11 protein-coding genes are annotated in these 15,497 nt (G+C 70.6%); 3 read left to right on the top strand and 8 right to left on the bottom strand.

The features are described from left to right. The first annotated feature begins 51 nt into the window (after nt 1–51). A complete protein-coding gene (locus tag ACFVHK_RS09020) occupies nt 52–759 on the top strand; it encodes a hypothetical protein (protein WP_376928519.1) in 708 nt (235 codons plus the stop codon). Between the two features lie 27 nt (nt 760–786). Here the strand turns inward: ACFVHK_RS09020 and ACFVHK_RS09015 are convergent, their stop codons facing one another. Continuing rightward, entirely contained in the window at nt 787–1,374 is a 588-nt protein-coding gene (locus ACFVHK_RS09015) for an NADPH-dependent FMN reductase (RefSeq protein WP_376928518.1), read from the bottom strand. 88 nt (nt 1,375–1,462) lie between these two features. Here ACFVHK_RS09015 and ACFVHK_RS09010 point away from each other — a divergent pair, with 88 nt between their 5' ends. Beyond that, nucleotides 1,463–1,939 carry a MarR family winged helix-turn-helix transcriptional regulator gene (locus ACFVHK_RS09010; RefSeq protein ID WP_376928517.1) on the top strand — a complete coding sequence of 159 codons (477 nt, stop codon included), beginning with the start codon at nt 1,463–1,465 and terminating at the stop codon, nt 1,937–1,939. A 77-nt stretch (nt 1,940–2,016) separates the two neighbouring features. Here the strand turns inward: ACFVHK_RS09010 and ACFVHK_RS09005 are convergent, their stop codons facing one another. From ACFVHK_RS09005 to ACFVHK_RS08975, 7 genes are all read right to left on the bottom strand, one after another. Further along, nucleotides 2,017–7,386: an alpha-L-arabinofuranosidase C-terminal domain-containing protein gene (locus tag ACFVHK_RS09005; protein WP_376928516.1), complete on the bottom strand. Its 5,370-nt coding sequence runs from the start codon at nt 7,384–7,386 to the stop codon at nt 2,017–2,019. Nucleotides 7,387–7,685: 299 nt separating this feature from the next. Further along, on the bottom strand, nt 7,686–8,744 hold the full coding sequence (locus tag ACFVHK_RS09000) for a LacI family DNA-binding transcriptional regulator (protein ID WP_376928515.1): 1,059 nt from the start codon (nt 8,742–8,744) through the stop codon (nt 7,686–7,688). Nucleotides 8,745–8,865: 121 nt separating this feature from the next. Then, on the bottom strand, nt 8,866–9,939 hold the full coding sequence (yjfF, locus tag ACFVHK_RS08995) for a galactofuranose ABC transporter, permease protein YjfF (RefSeq protein ID WP_376928514.1): 1,074 nt from the start codon (nt 9,937–9,939) through the stop codon (nt 8,866–8,868). After that, nucleotides 9,936–10,979, bottom strand: a complete 1,044-nt coding sequence (locus ACFVHK_RS08990) for an ABC transporter permease (protein WP_242492284.1) — start codon at nt 10,977–10,979, stop codon at nt 9,936–9,938. Before ACFVHK_RS08990 ends, yjfF begins: the two co-directional genes overlap by 4 nt. Further along, complete coding sequence (locus ACFVHK_RS08985; RefSeq protein ID WP_376928613.1) at nt 10,976–12,652, bottom strand: sugar ABC transporter ATP-binding protein; 1,677 nt, start codon at nt 12,650–12,652, stop codon at nt 10,976–10,978. The genes ACFVHK_RS08990 and ACFVHK_RS08985 overlap by 4 nt, the downstream gene beginning before the upstream one ends. A 142-nt stretch (nt 12,653–12,794) precedes the next feature. After that, nucleotides 12,795–13,775 carry an ABC transporter substrate-binding protein gene (locus ACFVHK_RS08980; RefSeq protein WP_207207067.1) on the bottom strand — a complete coding sequence of 327 codons (981 nt, stop codon included), beginning with the start codon at nt 13,773–13,775 and terminating at the stop codon, nt 12,795–12,797. Between the two features lie 368 nt (nt 13,776–14,143). Then, the gene (locus ACFVHK_RS08975; RefSeq protein ID WP_376928513.1) at nt 14,144–14,731 is read right to left on the bottom strand and encodes an HhH-GPD-type base excision DNA repair protein; all 588 of its coding nucleotides are present in this window, start codon (nt 14,729–14,731) and stop codon (nt 14,144–14,146) included. Between the two features lie 268 nt (nt 14,732–14,999). Between ACFVHK_RS08975 and ACFVHK_RS08970 the strand changes: the two genes are divergently transcribed. Further along, nucleotides 15,000–15,380, top strand: a complete 381-nt coding sequence (locus ACFVHK_RS08970) for a glyoxalase superfamily protein (RefSeq protein WP_376928512.1) — start codon at nt 15,000–15,002, stop codon at nt 15,378–15,380. Nucleotides 15,381–15,497: the final 117 nt, after the last annotated feature.

Raw genomic sequence — 15,497 nt, 5'->3', positions numbered from 1 at the left:
GCCGGCCGGCGGCGCGCTCGACCACGTTGCCCGTCGCGATAGCGTGAGCGCGTGACCGCCCACGGACTCGACCACTTCGGCGCGAGCGTGCGCCTGCGGTCACGCTCGGCGCCCGGCCTGCCTGCCGGGCGGCGACCAACGCTCACCATGGTCATCGCGGTAGCGATCGGCGCCCTCACGCTCGCGTTCGGCGTCGGCAGCGCGAACGGCGCTGCGGACGGCGTGGTCGCCGCTGCCGGGGGTCTCATGATCGGCGGCGTGGTCATCTGGATCCGGCTGGCCGTCGTCCTCGGTGAAGCGCGCGCACGCTTGCGGGCCTTGCGCGAGCAGGCAGGTGATCCGAGTGCCGTCGCGGTACGCAGCACCGCCGGCTTCGCGGCATCGAAGGCATACGAGCGGGATCTCCGCGAGGAGCGCCGCAAGCCGGGACGAGCCTTCCAGCTGCTCACGCTCGACGCTGACGGGTTCGAGCTCCGCGAGCGGCCTGCGGGGGGACCCGGCGGGGTCGCGTTCGTGCCGTGGTCGAGCGTCGAGTCGATCAGGGTCGGCAGCGCCGAGTTCGCGGATGTCTCGGAGCGCGCCATCCTCGTCGCCGCCGAGGTCGACGGCCACGCGTTCCTGCTCGGCCTCAGCCCGCTCGACGACCGCGCATGGTGGATCCGCCCGAAGCGCGAGCACGAGTACCTGCGCCTGATCGAGGAGATGATCCGCCGCAGCCGGTCCGTCCACTCCATGCCGGACGCCGAACTCCAGGCGTAGCGCGAACGGCGATTCGTCGCCGCCGGGCTACGCCGCCTGCGCGAGCTCCCCCGCCTCGCGCACCGAGCGAAGTGCCAGCGCCCACGGTACGACCTGGTCGAGCTGCGTCGCGAGCATGCCGGCGTGGTACTCGGCCGGCGTGAACGTCGTGTAGTTCTCGAAGTCGGTCATGAGCGAGAACGACACCTGCTGGCGCACGTCGGCGACCTGCAGCTCGCCGAGGATGAGGCGGAGGTGCTCGGCCGCTCGCGTGCCGCCCGCCGAGCCGTAGCTCACGAGCCCGGCCGCCTTGTTGTTCCACTCCGCGTAGACGAAGTCGATCGCGTTCTTCAGCGCGCCGGAGGTCGAGTGGTTGTACTCGGGGGTGACGAAGATGTAGCCGTCGAACGAGTCGACCTTCTGGGCCCACGCCTTCGTGTGCGGGTGGGCGTACTGGCCCATCGCCGCGGGCATCGCCTCGTCGAGGTGGGGCAGGGCGAAGTCGACGAGGTCGACGAGCTCGAACTCGGCGTCGGAGCGCGAGCGTGCCTGCTCGAGCACCCAACGCGCGACCTGCTCGCCGACGCGACCCGGTCGCGTGCTGCCGATGATGATGCCGATCCTGACTGCGGACATGTGCGTCGTCCTCTCGTGGGGAAGTAGTTGACACGTCATCATAACCGAATTAGATGACACGTCAACCAAAGCCCGGTAGGATGGCGGCATGCCCACCTCCGAGGTCTCCGAAGTCGACGACGCCGAGTGGGCGCTCTTCGACGGCTTCTCCCTCATGCACGCCGAGCTCGCACGCGAACTCGACCGACGACTCCAGCGCGACGCGGGCATCTCGCAGGCCGACTACGGGCTGCTCCTCGAGCTGTTCCGCGGCCCCGACGAGGGCCTGCGCCCCGGCGCGCTCGGCGACCTCATCGGATGGGAGAAGAGCCGCGTCTCGCACCAGCTCACCCGCATGGTCGGTCGCGGGCTCGTCGAGCGCGTCGAATGCGACACCGACGCGCGGGGCTCGATGATCGTGCTCACGCGCGACGGCCGCCGAGCACTGCTCCGGGCCATGCGCGATCACGCCCGTGCCATCCGCGAGCTCTTCCTCGACCGGCTCGAGCCCGACGAGAAGCGCGCGATCGCCGCGGCATCCGCCCGCGTGCGGGCCGGCCTCTCGGCATCCGCCGCAGCACGCTGACGACGAGCGCCGACGCGAGAGGGCGCCGCCCGCCGAAGCGAGCGGCGCCCCCGATCAGGTGAGCGGATGACCCGGCATCAGCCGGTCGCGCAGAGGTCGCCGTTCAGCGTGAACGCGCTCGGCGCCGTGTTGTCACCCCCGTTCACGCGGCCGTTGAAGCCGACCTCGATGCTCGCGCCGGGCTCGATGCGCCCGTTCCACGGCAGGTTCGTCGCGGTCACCGACGAGCCGTCCTGCGACCAGAACGCATCGCGGCCGTTGCGCACCGTCTGCGCGTCGTCGAAGGCGAAGCCGAGCTCCCATCCGTCGATCGGCTCGTCGCCGATGTTCGAGATCGTGAGCGTCGCGTCGAACGCCTTCTTCGAGTTGCCCTCGACGACGTAGTCGACCTCGCACGTCGGCACGTACTCGGCGAGCGTGAGGAACGTGATCGAGTACGCCGGGAAGTCGTAGGTGAACTCGTTCGCCCCGCCGTCCCATGCCCGCTCGACCGGCACCAGGTGCTCCGGCTCGGCCTTCGTGTTCATGTCGCCCGGCGCGCCGACCATCTCGGTGACGCCCACCTCGTCGTCGACGACCATGCCGCCGGTCACCGACACCGCCGTGCGCGCGGTGGCGCCCGTCGGGTTGACGACCTTGAGCACCGTGTCACCGGTCTCCTCGTCGTGCGTGACGACCTGGTAGAGGCCCTTCGCACTCGGCTGGGTGTAGCTGAGCTGCAGCTCGCCGTCGAGGTAGAGCTCGATCGTCGAGCCCTGCACGACCACCTTCACGCGGTAGTCGCGGCCCGTCTCCACGCCCGTGTTCTCGAGCGCGACGACCTCGCCGGCACCGCCGCCGGCCGCCTGCTGGAGCACCGAGCGGGTGTTGTTCCAGCCGCCGAGGTTCCACCAGTAGTAGTCGTTCGCGCCACCGGCCGCGAAGCCGATGAGGAACCCCTCCGACCCGGCGAGCTTGCGCGCGTCGAGCTCGAGCGTGTAGTTCGACCAGTCCTGCGCGTACGCGTCGGGCATGAGCGACCGCGCATCCGTCACCGAGGTGGACGACTGCACGTACTCGCCGCCCTGCACGGCCCAGCTGCCCGCGACGGGCGACCAGTCCGAGCCCGCGTCGAACGACTGCTCGTAGAGCGGCTCGCCCGTCGCGTTCGAGGTGACCCGCACGTCGTCGTACGCCGCGCTCGTGGCCCACGTCGACAGGAACACCCCGCCGTCGAGGTCGCTCGCGGCATCCGCCTCGGTATGGGTCGACGGAACCACCTCGTCGCCGACGTTCGTCATGAACATCCGCTGCGTGTAGTAGTTCACCGAGCCCCACGACTCGTCGTTGTCGAACCACATCATGTCGGGCGCCCACTGCACGTAGTCCTCGTTCGCGAACATCGGCGCGTACGACGCGAGCTCGACGAGGTCGGAGTTGCGCTCCAGGCCCGTCATGTAGGCGGCCTCGGCGAGCGCGTTGCCGAACGTGTTGCCACGCGAGGCGTACTCGCCGAGGAACACGTGCGGACCCTCGCGGTCGTACGCGTCGTAGCGCTCCGAGTTCTGGAGGAACCACGACGGGTCGTTGTAGTAGTGCTCGTCGACCATGTCGACGCCCTGCGCCCGGTTGAACTCCCACAGCTCGTCGAAGCGCGTGCCGGCGTCGTCCGGACCCGAGTTCGAGATGATCGTGATGTCCGGGTAGACGGCCTCGATCGCGTCGCGGAACCTCGGGAAGTTCGCCTCGAACGTCTTCGTGTTCTCCTCGTTGCCGAGGCCGATGTAGCGCAGGTCGAACGGCTCCGGGTGGCCGAGCTCGGCGCGCTTCGCGCCCCACTCGGTCGTCTCGGCGTCGCCGATCGCGAACTCGATGAGGTCCACCGTGTCCTGCACCCACCGGTCGATGCGCGCGTCATCCGTCATCTCGGGGATGCTGCTGCCGCAGCCGTTGGCCCCGACCGACACCACCGGGAGCGGCGTCGCACCGAGGTCCTCGGCCCACTCCATGTACTCGAGGTAGCCGATGCCGTACGACTGGTTGTAGCCCCAGAAGTTCCAGTTGGTCGGGCGCTCCTCGACCGGTCCGATGGTCTCCTTCCACTGGTAGGTCCGCTGGCGGTCCTGCCCGTCGGACTCGAGGTAGGTGTCGAACGTGCCGACGTTGGTGACGCAGCCGCCGGGGAAGCGGAGGAAGCTCGGGTCGAGCTCCGCCACCTTCTCTGCGAGGTCCTTCCGGAGCGGGCTCCTGCCGTTGACCGGACCGACCCACGTGTCGACCGGGAACAACGAGACCATGTCGAGCTGCACCGACCCCGCGGCGCCGGTGAGCACGACCAGCCGGCCGGCATCCGTCGTCGCGTTCGCCGTGAGCCGCACCTCGAGCTTGCGCCAGGTGTCGTCGCCGGCGACCGAGACGGTGCCGAGCGCGAACTGCTCGGTGCCGTCGGCGTCCTCGACCGCGACGGTCAGCTCCTGCGCCGTCGCCGACCGCGCCCAGACCGAGAAGTCGTACGACTCCCCCTCCTCGACGTGGATGCCGCGGTTGAAGCCGGCGTTGCGCACGCCGACGCCGGGACCGTCGCCCGTGATGGTGAGCGACGCGCGGTTCGAGTCGTTCAGCCACCGGTCGCGGTCGCTGCCGACCGCGATCGACCCGGTCGCGCCGCGCTCGACCTCGTCCCATGCCGTGAGGGCGGTGAACGACCCGTTGTCGGCGGTCGAGAACTCGAACGACCGGTTCCGGACGAGCTCGGCGTAGATCCCGCCGTCCGCGGCGTAGTTGATGTCCTCGTAGAAGATGCCGTAGAGGTCGTCGCTCATGTCGGTCCGCTCGGCCGCCGTGTCGATGGCGATCGAGTGCTCGGCGATCTCGACGGGCACGATCTCGAGCCGCGCGGCATCCGCCTCGCTGCCGATCACGAGCGCGCCGTCCTCGCCGAGGCCGGCGAACCCGCCGTCCGTCGTGCGCAGCGCGACCTTGCCGCCGCCCACGTCGGTCAGGCGGAACGCCGTGGGCTCGTCGCCCTCGGCGCCGAAGGCGACCACGCCGTCGCGCACGACGAGCGGGCGGTCGCCGCCCTGCTCGGTGAGGGCGATGGGGCGAGCGGATGCCTCGGCGGCGAGCTCCTCGGCCGTGAACCCCAGCTGGGCGAACGGGCGCTCCGAGCCGAAGCGGATCACGCCGTCGTCGCCCTCGGCGAGGTACGACGCATCGCCGTCGCGGCCGAGCGTGAACGCCCCCTCGGGCACGACGTCGGCGCCCTCGGGCTCGATGAGCGCGAAGTAGTCGAACTGCGCCTCGTGGCTCGGTGCGGCGCCCGCGGCGAGCGCGTAGAGGCCGATGCGGGTGACGTCGAAGCCCACGGTCGCCCGTCCGGCTTCGGCCCACTCGAAGCCGGTCCAGTAGCTCGTGACGATCTCGTCGCCCGTGCGCTGCATGCGCAGGTACTCCTGCGTCGATCCCGGACGAGAGGTGAATGTCGAGCGGTAGACCGCGCCCTCCTCCACGCCGTTCTCGATGACGGTCGGTCCGCCGGGCGCGAAGCTCACGTTGGTGAGGCCCGCGCGAGCGTAGTCGTCGAGGCCGGCCATCGCGATGAGGCCCGCACCCTGGAAGTCGCGCGACACGGCACCGCTCACCGAGGTGTACGCCGTGAAGTCGCCGACGGGCACGTCGACGAGGAACACGTTGTCGGCCGTGTTGTCGCCCTGGTAGGTGTCACCGCGCTGGGACTGGATCGTCAGCGCACCCGGGTTCTCGGCCAGCGACCAGGCGCTGGGGATCTCGGAGAGGATGCTCCACCGTTCGCCGAGCGCGTCGGCGTCGAACTCGTCGACCCACGCCTCGGCGGGAAGCTCCGGCGCCCCCGGCGTCGCGACCTCGACGGTCGCGTCGGCGGACGTGCCGCGCGTCGAGCTCGCGGTGATCGTCGCGGTGCCGTCGCCGGTCGCGGTGACGAGTCCGTTCGCGTCGACCGTGGCCACGGCGTCGTCGCTCGACGACCACGTGACGCTGCGGTCCTCAGCGGTGACGGGCATGACGGATGCCTCGAGCTGACGCGTGTAGCCCGGAGCGAGGCTCAGCTCGGCCGGCGTGACCGTCACGCCCTCGACGAGCGCGTCGGGCTGGTAGGTCTCGAGGAGCGCCTGGTACTCGGTCGCGGTGACGGGGATGACGGTGCCGTGGCGCGGGCTCTCGGGGAGCTCGGCATCGGGCACCGCGGTCCACGCGGCGCTCGCGAGGTCGTCGGTCTCGAAGAGCATGTAGCCCTGGCCGCCGTGGTACGACGGCTGGTCCTGCAGCAGGTACCAGGTGTCATCCGTGTTGCTGCGGAAGATCGACGGCCCCTCGCCGCCGGTGAACTCGCCGCCCCACTGGTTGGGCTCGCCGAAGCCGACACGCTCGGCCATGAGCTCCCAGCCGTCGCCCTCGGTGACGCCCTGCGTCAGGCGCAGGTCGGTCGAGCGCTCCTGGCGCATGCCCATGTACGACTCGTCCTTCGTGAGCCGGTAGTAGGTGTCGCCGACCTGCGCGACCGTGGAGTCGATCATGCCCCGGCCCGCGCCCTGCGGCTCGTCGATCCAGACCTGCGCCTCGGAGAAGGTCACGAAGTCGCGGGTGGTGGCGTACATCATCCGCTGGTAGCTCGTGGCGATGTCGCGCTGGTCCGCGGGCAGCTCCGGCGGGTACAGCGCAGACGCCCAGTAGACGATGTACTCGCCGGCCGCGGCATCCCAGAACGCCTCGGGCGCCCAGGTGTTGCCCGCGTTCTCGGGGGCGACGACGACCTCGCGCTGCTCGGACCAGGTGACGAGGTCGGTCGACTCCCACACCATGATCGAGCGGCTGCCGGTCTCCTGCGCGTCGCCGAAGTTGCCTCCGCCGAAGATCTTCAGGTCGGTCGCGATGAGGAAGAAGCGGTCGCCTTCGGGGCTGCGGATGATGAACGGGTCGCGGAGGCCCTGCTCGCCGAGCGTGGAGGCCAGCACGGACTGGCCGTCGTTGAGGCCCATCCATTCCTCGGGGTCGTTGCCGACGCTCGCGGCGAAGTAGATCTCCTCGCCGTCGTCGGTCGACTCGCCCACGAAGTGCGGGAAGAAGTACGCGGAGTACGGCTCGAGCTCCGGCAGGGGCAGCACGGTCGCCGCGTAGTCGTGCGTGGCCGTCTCGCCGTCGAGGGTCGCGGTCGCGGTGAGCGTGACCGCGACCGGGTCGTCGCCCGTGGCCGGGCGCGTCACGACGCCGTCGGTCGTGATCACCGCCGGGTCGCTCGTGGCCCAGTCGAGCTCGGCGCCGCCCTCGCCCGCCTCCGGCAGGGCCAGGTTGCCGCGCACGTCGTCGAGGTGCGGGATCACGACGCCGGCGGCAGCGGCCTCGGCCGGGGTCTCGGCGGCCGCGGCCGAAGCCATGGTGATCGCGCCGAGGGGCGCGATCAGGGCGACCGCGAGGGCGCCGGAGATCGGCATCCTCGAGGTCCGGAGCCCTCGGCGCGGTGCACCTGGCTCTCGTCTGAGGCGCGGCGCATTCGTGCCGCGCGTGGCTCTGGTCGTCATCGACCGTCCTCGCTCTCTTCGTCGGGAGTGGGTGGTGGAGCACAGTGCGAGCGAAGTGTTAGCGCTCACAATCAAGAACCGTAACAGCACGATCCGGGCCTCGCCAGACCCAATGTCCGCGACGAATATGCTTCCGATCGCAACAAATGTGAGCGCTCACAGTTGCGACGGCGCGCCATGTCGGCCGACGCCGTGATCCGATGGATCGGCGGTCAGGAGGAGACGGCGGTGCGCTGGGCCGCCGCCGGCGGCGTCGACGCCGCCCCGGGCGCCGCGGTGCTGGCGCGGACCACGAGGTCCGGCACGCGCGGCGTCGGCATCCGGTCGTCGTCGCCGAGCACCGCGAGCACGCCCGCCATCGCGTCGCGACCGAGTTCGACGAAGTCCTGCCGGACCGTCGTCAGCGGCGGCGCGAAGAACTCCGCCTCGGGGATGTCGTCGAAGCCGACCACGCTCACGTCGCCGGGCACCGAGCGCCCGGCCTCGGCGAGCGCATGGATCACCCCGAGCGCCATCTGGTCGTTCGCGACGAACACCGCCGTCATCTCGCGGTCCTCGGCGAGCGCGCGGCCGTGCACGTAGCCGCTGCCCGGCGACCAATTCCCCACGAGCGGTTCGCGTGCGGGCAGGCCGTGCTCGCCGAGGGTCGAACTCCAGGCGCGGAGGCGCTCCGCAGTGTCCGTCGCACTGGTCGGCCCGCTCACGTGCCGGATCTCGCGATGCCCGAGCCCGATCAGGTGCTCGACCGCGAGCCGCGCGCCCGCGTACTGGTCGAGCCAGACCCGGTGCAGCGCGCCGCGATCCTCGGACGCCACCGCCACGACCGGCACGCCGAGGTCGAGCCGCTCGATCGTGTCGAGCCCGCCGCGCTGCGCCGCGATGAGCACGATCGCCTCGACGTTCTGGCGCACCAGCAGCTCGGCCGTGGAGCGCATGCTCGCGGCATCCGCCTCGAGCATGCTCGCCGTGATCACCGAGTAGCGCGCATCGCGCGCCGCCTCGTTGAAGTGCAGCGCCGTGCTCGAGGGGCCGTAGTCGGGCGCACCGCTCACGATCAGGCCAAGTGTCCGCGTCCGCCGCGTGACGAGCGCGCGCGCCGCCTGCGAGGGCACGTAGCGCAGCTGCTTGATGGCCTGCTCGACGCGAGCCCGGGTCGCCGGCCGCACGTTCGGCAGGTCGTTGAGCACCCGCGAGACCGTCTGATGGGACACGCCGGCGAGCCGGGCCACGTCGAAGATCGTCGCGGCCCTGGCCTTCTCGTCGTCGCTCACTCTCCGACCGGCTCCCTGCCCCGCGCCTGCGGCGCGCTCGTTCCCCGCCATCATCCCATTCGCCGCCGACCGGCGCGGGGAGGGCGGCACCCCGCGACCGGGGTACGCGCCCCTCCCGCGGTCATCGTCGCCTGGCCGTCAGCACCTTCTGCAGGATGATGAAGACCAGCAGCAGCGCGCCGATGAAGATCTTCGTCCACCACGACGAGAGCGTGCCCTCGAAGGTCAGGATCGTCTGGATCACGCCGAGCACGAGCACGCCGAGCACCGAGCCGAGCACGAACCCGTAGCCGCCCGTGAGCAGGGTTCCGCCGATCACGACCGCGGCGATCGCGTCGAGCTCGGTGCCGATCGCCGTCAGCGGGTAGCCCGACAGCGTGTAGAAGGTGAACAGCACGCCCGCGAGGCCCGAGCAGAAGCCCGAGATCACGTAGACGAGCACCTTCGTGCGCGCCACCGGCAGGCCCATGAGCAGGCCCGACTGCTCGCCGCCGCCGATCGCGTAGACCGTGCGGCCGAACCGCGTGCCGTGCAGCACCCACACGGCGAGCGCGACGACGACGAGCGCGATGATCACGCTCGGCGTGATCGACAGGCCGGCGCCGAGCGGGATCCGCGACACCGCGAGCTGCACGAACGTCGGGTCGGTGATCGAGATCGACGACTGGCTGATGACGTAGCAGAGGCCCCGAGCGAGGAACATCGCCGCCAGTGTCGCGATGAACGGCTGCACCTTGAAGACGTGGACCATGAGGCCGACGAGCAGGCCCAGCACGCTCGTGAGCACCAGGATGATCGGGATCACGACGCCAGGCGACCACCCCGTCTGCAGCAGGCTCGCCGCGATCATGCCCGACAGGGCGACCACCGCGCCGACCGAGAGGTCGATGCCGCCCGTCAGGATCACGAAGGTCATGCCGACCGCGAGCACGATCAGGTAGGCGTTGTCGACGAACAGGTTCAGGAACACCTGTCCGGAGAAGAACCCGCGGTAGCGGAAGCCGCCGATCACGAAGATCGCGACGAACAGCAGGCCGGTGACCGTGACGGGTCCGTACTTCGGACTCGTGAGCAGGCCGAATGCCGCGGCCAGCGGGCGGCGGCCCGAGCCGGTCGGTGCGGTGCCGCCGGGGCCGGTGCCCCGGCCCTGGCGCGGCTGGCGGTTCGTCGTGGGCGCCTCGAGGAGCTTCGTCATGATGCGGCGACCCCCTTCCCGGATCGGACGGCGAGCCGTCGTCGGAACCCGCTCAGCGCCTCGGCGGTGGTGGGCGACTGGAGGAGGCACACGATCGTGACGACCGCGGCCTTGAACACCATGGTCGCGATCGGCGGGATGCCGACCGTGTAGACCGTGGTGACGAGCGTCTGGATGACCAGGGCGCCGACGAGCGTGCCGAGCAGCGAGTACCGGCCGCCCGCGAGCGAGGTGCCGCCGATGACCACGGCGAGGATCGCATCGAGCTCGATGAACAGGCCCGTGTTGTTCGCGTCGGCGGCCGCGGTGTTCGCGGTGAGGATGAGCCCCGCGATCGCGGCGCACAGCGCGCAGAACGTGTAGACCGCGAAGAGCAGTCCACGCGCCCGCACGCCCGCCTGGCGGCTGGCCTCGGGGTTGATGCCGACGGACTCGATGAACATGCCGAGCGCCGTGCGGCGCGTGATGAGCGCCGCGAGCCCGAACACGACCGCCGCGATGATCACCGCCACCGGGATGCCGAACCAGAAGCCCGAGCCGAGGAACTTGAAGGGCGGGCTGTTCACCGTGAGGATCTGCCCCTCGGTGATGAGCATCGCGACGCCGCGACCCGCGGTCATCAGGATCAGCGTCGCGATGATCGGCTGGATGCCGAGCGCCGCGACGAGGAAGCCGTTCCACACGCCGAGCACGAGCGAGATGAGCAGCGCCACCGTGATCGCGACGGCCACGGTCGCGAGGCTCCCCGGAGCCGGCGAGCCCAGGATGATCGAGCAGGCCACGGCACCGGAGATCGCGGCGACCGCGCCGACCGACAGGTCGATGCCGCGCGTCGCGATCACGAGCGTCATGCCGACCGCGATGATCAGCGTCGGCGCGCCGTTGCGCAGGATGTCGATGAGGCTGCCGAACAGCTGGCCGTCGCGCACCGTGATCTCGAAGAACCCGGGGAACGCGACCAGGTTGATCGCGAACAGCACGAGGAGCATCACGACCGGCCAGAACAGCCGGTTGGACGCCATCTTGGCGAGCGCGCTCACGAGCGGTCTCCTTCGGTCGAGGGGGTCGAGGGGGCGGATGCCGCGGGGCCGTCTCCGGAGCCGACGGCGACCACCGCCACGGCCGGGGTGCGCTCGTCGAGCGCCTCATCGTCGGACGCGACGCGTCCGTCGGCGATGAGCGCGAGCAGCGAGTCGACCGTCAGCCCGTCGTTCTCGAGGTCGGCGACGACGTTCCGGTCGCGGAGCACCACGACGCGGTGGCTGAGCCGCAGCACCTCCTCGAGCTCGGCCGAGATGAACAGCACGCTCATGCCGTTCTCGGCGAGGTTGAAGACGAGCTTCTGGATCTCGGCCTTCGCGCCGATGTCGATCCCCCGCGTGGGCTCGTCGAGGATGAGCAGGCGGGGGGCGATCGCGAGCCACCGGGCGAGCAGCACCTTCTGCTGGTTGCCGCCCGAGAGGTTGCGCACGAGCGCGTCGGGGTTGCCGGGCCTGATGTTGAGGGCCTGGATGTAGGACTGCGCGAGCTCGTCCTGCTTCTTCTTCGGGATCGGCCGGAACCAGCCGCGATCGGCCTGCAGCGCCAGCACGATGTTGTCGCGCACCGTGAGCTCGCCCACGATGCCCTCGTCACGGCGGTTCTCCGACGAGAAGGCGATACGCTTCGAGATCGCCTGCCGCGGCGTCCGCAGCTTCACGTTCTCGCCGTGGATCGTCAGCTCGCCCGTGTCGGCACGGTCGATGCCGCCGAACAGGCGCGCGAGCTCCGTGCGACCCGAGCCGAGCAGGCCCGCGAGGCCCACGACCTCGCCCACCGCGATGGGCAGGTCGGCCGGCTCGATCGCCCCGCGGCGCCCGAGCTTGGACGCCGAGACGAAGGTCGCGGCATCCGACTCGTCGACGACCGAGGCGTGAGCGCGGTGCTCGAGGTCGTCGAGCGCGGTGAGTTCCTTGCCGATCATCTTCTGCACCAGGTCGATGCGGAGGAGCTCGTCGACGAGGTACTCCCCCACGAGCGTGCCGTTGCGGAGCACCGTCAGGCGGTCGCAGATCTCGTACACCTGGTCGAGGAAGTGCGAGACGAAGAGGATGGCGACGCCCTGGTCCTTGAGCGACCGGATGACGCGGAACAGCTCGGCGACCTCGTCGGCGTCGAGGCTCGACGTCGGCTCGTCGAGGATCAGGACCTTGGCGTTCACGTCGATCGCCCGAGCGATCGCGACGAGCTGCTGCACGGCGAGCGAGTGGTCGCCGAGCAGCGAGCCCGGATCGATGTCGAGGTGGAGCCCCGCGAGCAGCTCGGCCGACCGGCGACGCATCGCGCGCCAGTCGATGCCGCCGAAGCGGCGGGGCTCCCGGCCGAGCATGATGTTCTCGGCCACGGAGAGGTTGGGGAGGAGGTTGACCTCCTGGTACACCGTCGAGATGCCGGCGGCCTGCGCCTGCGCGGGTCCCGCGAACGACACCCGCTCGCCCGCGAGGGTGATCGTGCCGGCATCGATGCCGTAGACGCCGGTCAGCGCCTTGATGAGGGTCGACTTGCCGGCGCCGTTCTCGCCCATGAGCGAGTGCACCTCGCCGGGGAACATGCGGAAGTCGACCCCGTCGAGGGCCTTGACGCCGGGGAAGCCGATCGAGATGCCGCGCATCTCGACGACCGGGACCGGTGCGGGCACGGCGGGTTCGGTCTGCTGGGTCACGGTGCTCTCCATCGAGTCCGCGAGCGGATGCGTCATCCGCCCGTCTCGTGCGCCGGAGGCGGCGCGGGTGGGACAAGGGTACGGGTGCGCGGCATGGACGACCGCGCACCCGGTCGGTCCGGCGGACGCCCTGCCGGGCGCCCGCCGGATCGAGTCAGTACTGGCGCGTGGGCAGCGCCTCGATCGCCTCTTCCTGCGTGAAGGTCGTCTCCTCGGTGATGATGCGCTTCTCGGGCGCCTCACCGTCGTTGATCTGCTTCACGATGTCGACGAGCTGCTTGCCGAGGAGCGGCGAGCACTCGACGATGAAGTTGATCTTGCCGTCGGCCAGGGCCTGCATGCCGTCCTTGACCGCGTCGACCGTGACGATCTTGATGTCGACGCCCGGCTCCATGCCGGCCGCCTCGATCGCCTCGATCGCGCCGAGGCCCATGTCGTCGTTGTGCGCGTAGATGAGGTCGACGTCGGGGTTCGACTTCAGCAGCGCCTCGGTCACCTGCTTGCCGCCCGCACGGGTGAAGTCGCCGGTCTGGCTGGCGACGACCTCGAGGTTCGGGTTCTCGGCGATGACCTCGGCGAAGCCCTCGGCGCGGTCGATGGCGGGCGCGGCGCCCGTGGTGCCCTCGAGCTGGATGATCTTCACCGACTCGCTGGAGTCGGCGTACTCGTCGAGCACCCACTGGCCGGCCTTCTCGCCCTCGGCGACGAAGTCGGAGCCGAGGAAGCTGACGTAGAGCGAGTCGTCCTGCGAGTCGACCGCGCGGTCGGTGAGGACCACGGGGATGCCCGCGGCCTTCGCCTCGTTCAGCACGGCGTCCCAGCCGGTCTCGACGACCGGCGAGAACGCGATCACGTCGACCTGCTGCTGGATGTACGAGCGGATCGCCTTGATCTGGTTCTCCTGCTTCTGCTGCGCGTCGGAGAACTTGAGCTCGATGCCCGCCTCCTCGAACGACGCCTGGATGTCCTTCGTGTTCGCGGTGCGCCAACCCGACTCTGCGCCGACCTGCGCGAACCCGACCACGAGTTCGTCGAGCGGCTTCGGGCCATCGCTTGCGGCGTTGCCGCTCGTGGCGCATCCGGTGAGGGCGAGGAGCATCGCGCCGGTGGCGGCGATGCCGATGAGCTTCTTCATCAGCTGGAACCTCCTTGTTCACTGCCGGCGTCTGGGCTGCTGCGGAGTCTCGGTGCGCCGGGCGGCCAGTTCATTCGGGCCGCGCTTGGAATGTTAGCGCTCACAAGTGAGCGCTCACAAGTGCGAATTCGGTAACGGATGCATCACGAGCGACTGGGAGCAGGTTGCGTGCGTTTTCTCCCTGTTCAGAGGGATAATCGACGCCATATGCGCTCGCTTCCTGAGCGCCGCCACCGCTACGTCAGGACTCGATGTGATCGCTCATTTCAGCGGGTCGAGGTCGAAGCGCGTCCCATCGCGGCCCGGTCGCGGACAGCGCCCCGCTGCTCGCCGACGCCCGGGTCGACGCAGGAGCGGCAGCCCTCCCGCTACCGCTTCGCGGCCTTCGCCGCCGCCTTCGCGGCCTGCTTCGTGGCACGGACATTCGCGAGCGACTCCGGGTCGACGATGTCGGCCACCGAGGCGTACGACCCGGCCTCGCCGTAGTGGCCGGCGGCCTCGCGCCATCCGCTCGCCTCGAGGCCGCACTGCTTGCCGAGCAGCGCCAGGAAGATCTTCGCCTTCTGCTCGCCGAACCCGGGCAGCGCCTTGAGTCGCCTCAGCACCTCGGCGCCGTCGGGCTTGCCCTGCGTCCAGATCGCGGCGGCGTCGCCGCCCCACTCGTCGCGCACCGCGGCGGCGAGTGCCTGCACGCGCCCGGCCATCGAGCCCGGGTACCGGTGCACCGCAGGCGGCTGCTTGAAGGCCTCGACGAATCGCTCCGGTTCGACGGCCGCGATCGCCGCGGGCTCGATCGTGCCGACCCGGTCGCGGATCTTCGCCGGCCCCGCGAACGCCGTCTCCATCGCGACCTGCTGGTCGAGCAGCATGCCCGTGAGCAGGGCGAACGCGTCGCTGCCCAGCAGGTCGTCGGCTGCGGCATCCCCGGTGATGTTGAGCGTGGTCATGGGCTCCATCCTCCCACCGCAGGCCGCGGCTCGCCGGGCGGCGGCCGGCCGGCCCGGCACGCCCGCCCGCCCGCCCGCCCGCGCTTGGATGCGATCACGTCGTCGGAGATTCCCGGCGACACGCCGGGTGCGCGCGGCGCGCCGCGCGGAATCTCCGACGACCCGAACGCTGCGAGTGCTGATGCACCCCCATTCCGGACGGGATCTGACCGGAAGGCGCGGGACACTGGCGGAGTCAGCCGGGCATCCGCTTCCCGGCCCGAAGAGGAGGACCACCATGGACTGGAAGATCGAGCTGATCTTCGTGCCCGTCACCGACGTCGACCGCGCCAAGGAGTTCTACGTCGACAAGCTCGGCTTCACCGCCGACCACGACCAGCGCGTGAGCGACGAACTCCGCTTCGTGCAGCTCACCCCGCCCGGCTCGGCCTGCTCGATCGCGATCGGCGAGGGGCTCGGCCTGACGCTCGAACCCGGGCGGCAGGACACGATCCAGGTCGTCATCCCCGACGCCGACGCCGTCCTCGCCGACCTGCGCGCCAAGGGCGTCGAGGCCGAGGGCGTCGACGAGCAGGCGTGGGGCCGCTTCATCACGCTCGCCGACCCCGACGGCAACCGCTGGACGCTCCAGCAGCTGCCCGACTACTCGGCCGCCTGAGGCGACGGATGCCGCGCGGCCCGCAGACGCCGTCAGCCCCGCCGCCCGCGGCATCCGACCGCGAGTTCGCAGGATGACCCGGCCCACGCCACCCCTGGCACCACCATGACGCCGCTC

Origin of the sequence: Agromyces binzhouensis, from assembly GCF_042672355.1 — a bacterium.
GTDB lineage: Bacteria > Actinomycetota > Actinomycetes > Actinomycetales > Microbacteriaceae > Agromyces > Agromyces binzhouensis.
The sequence above is the reverse complement of the archived record's forward strand: the minus strand, read 5'-3'. Positions and strand labels throughout refer to the sequence as shown.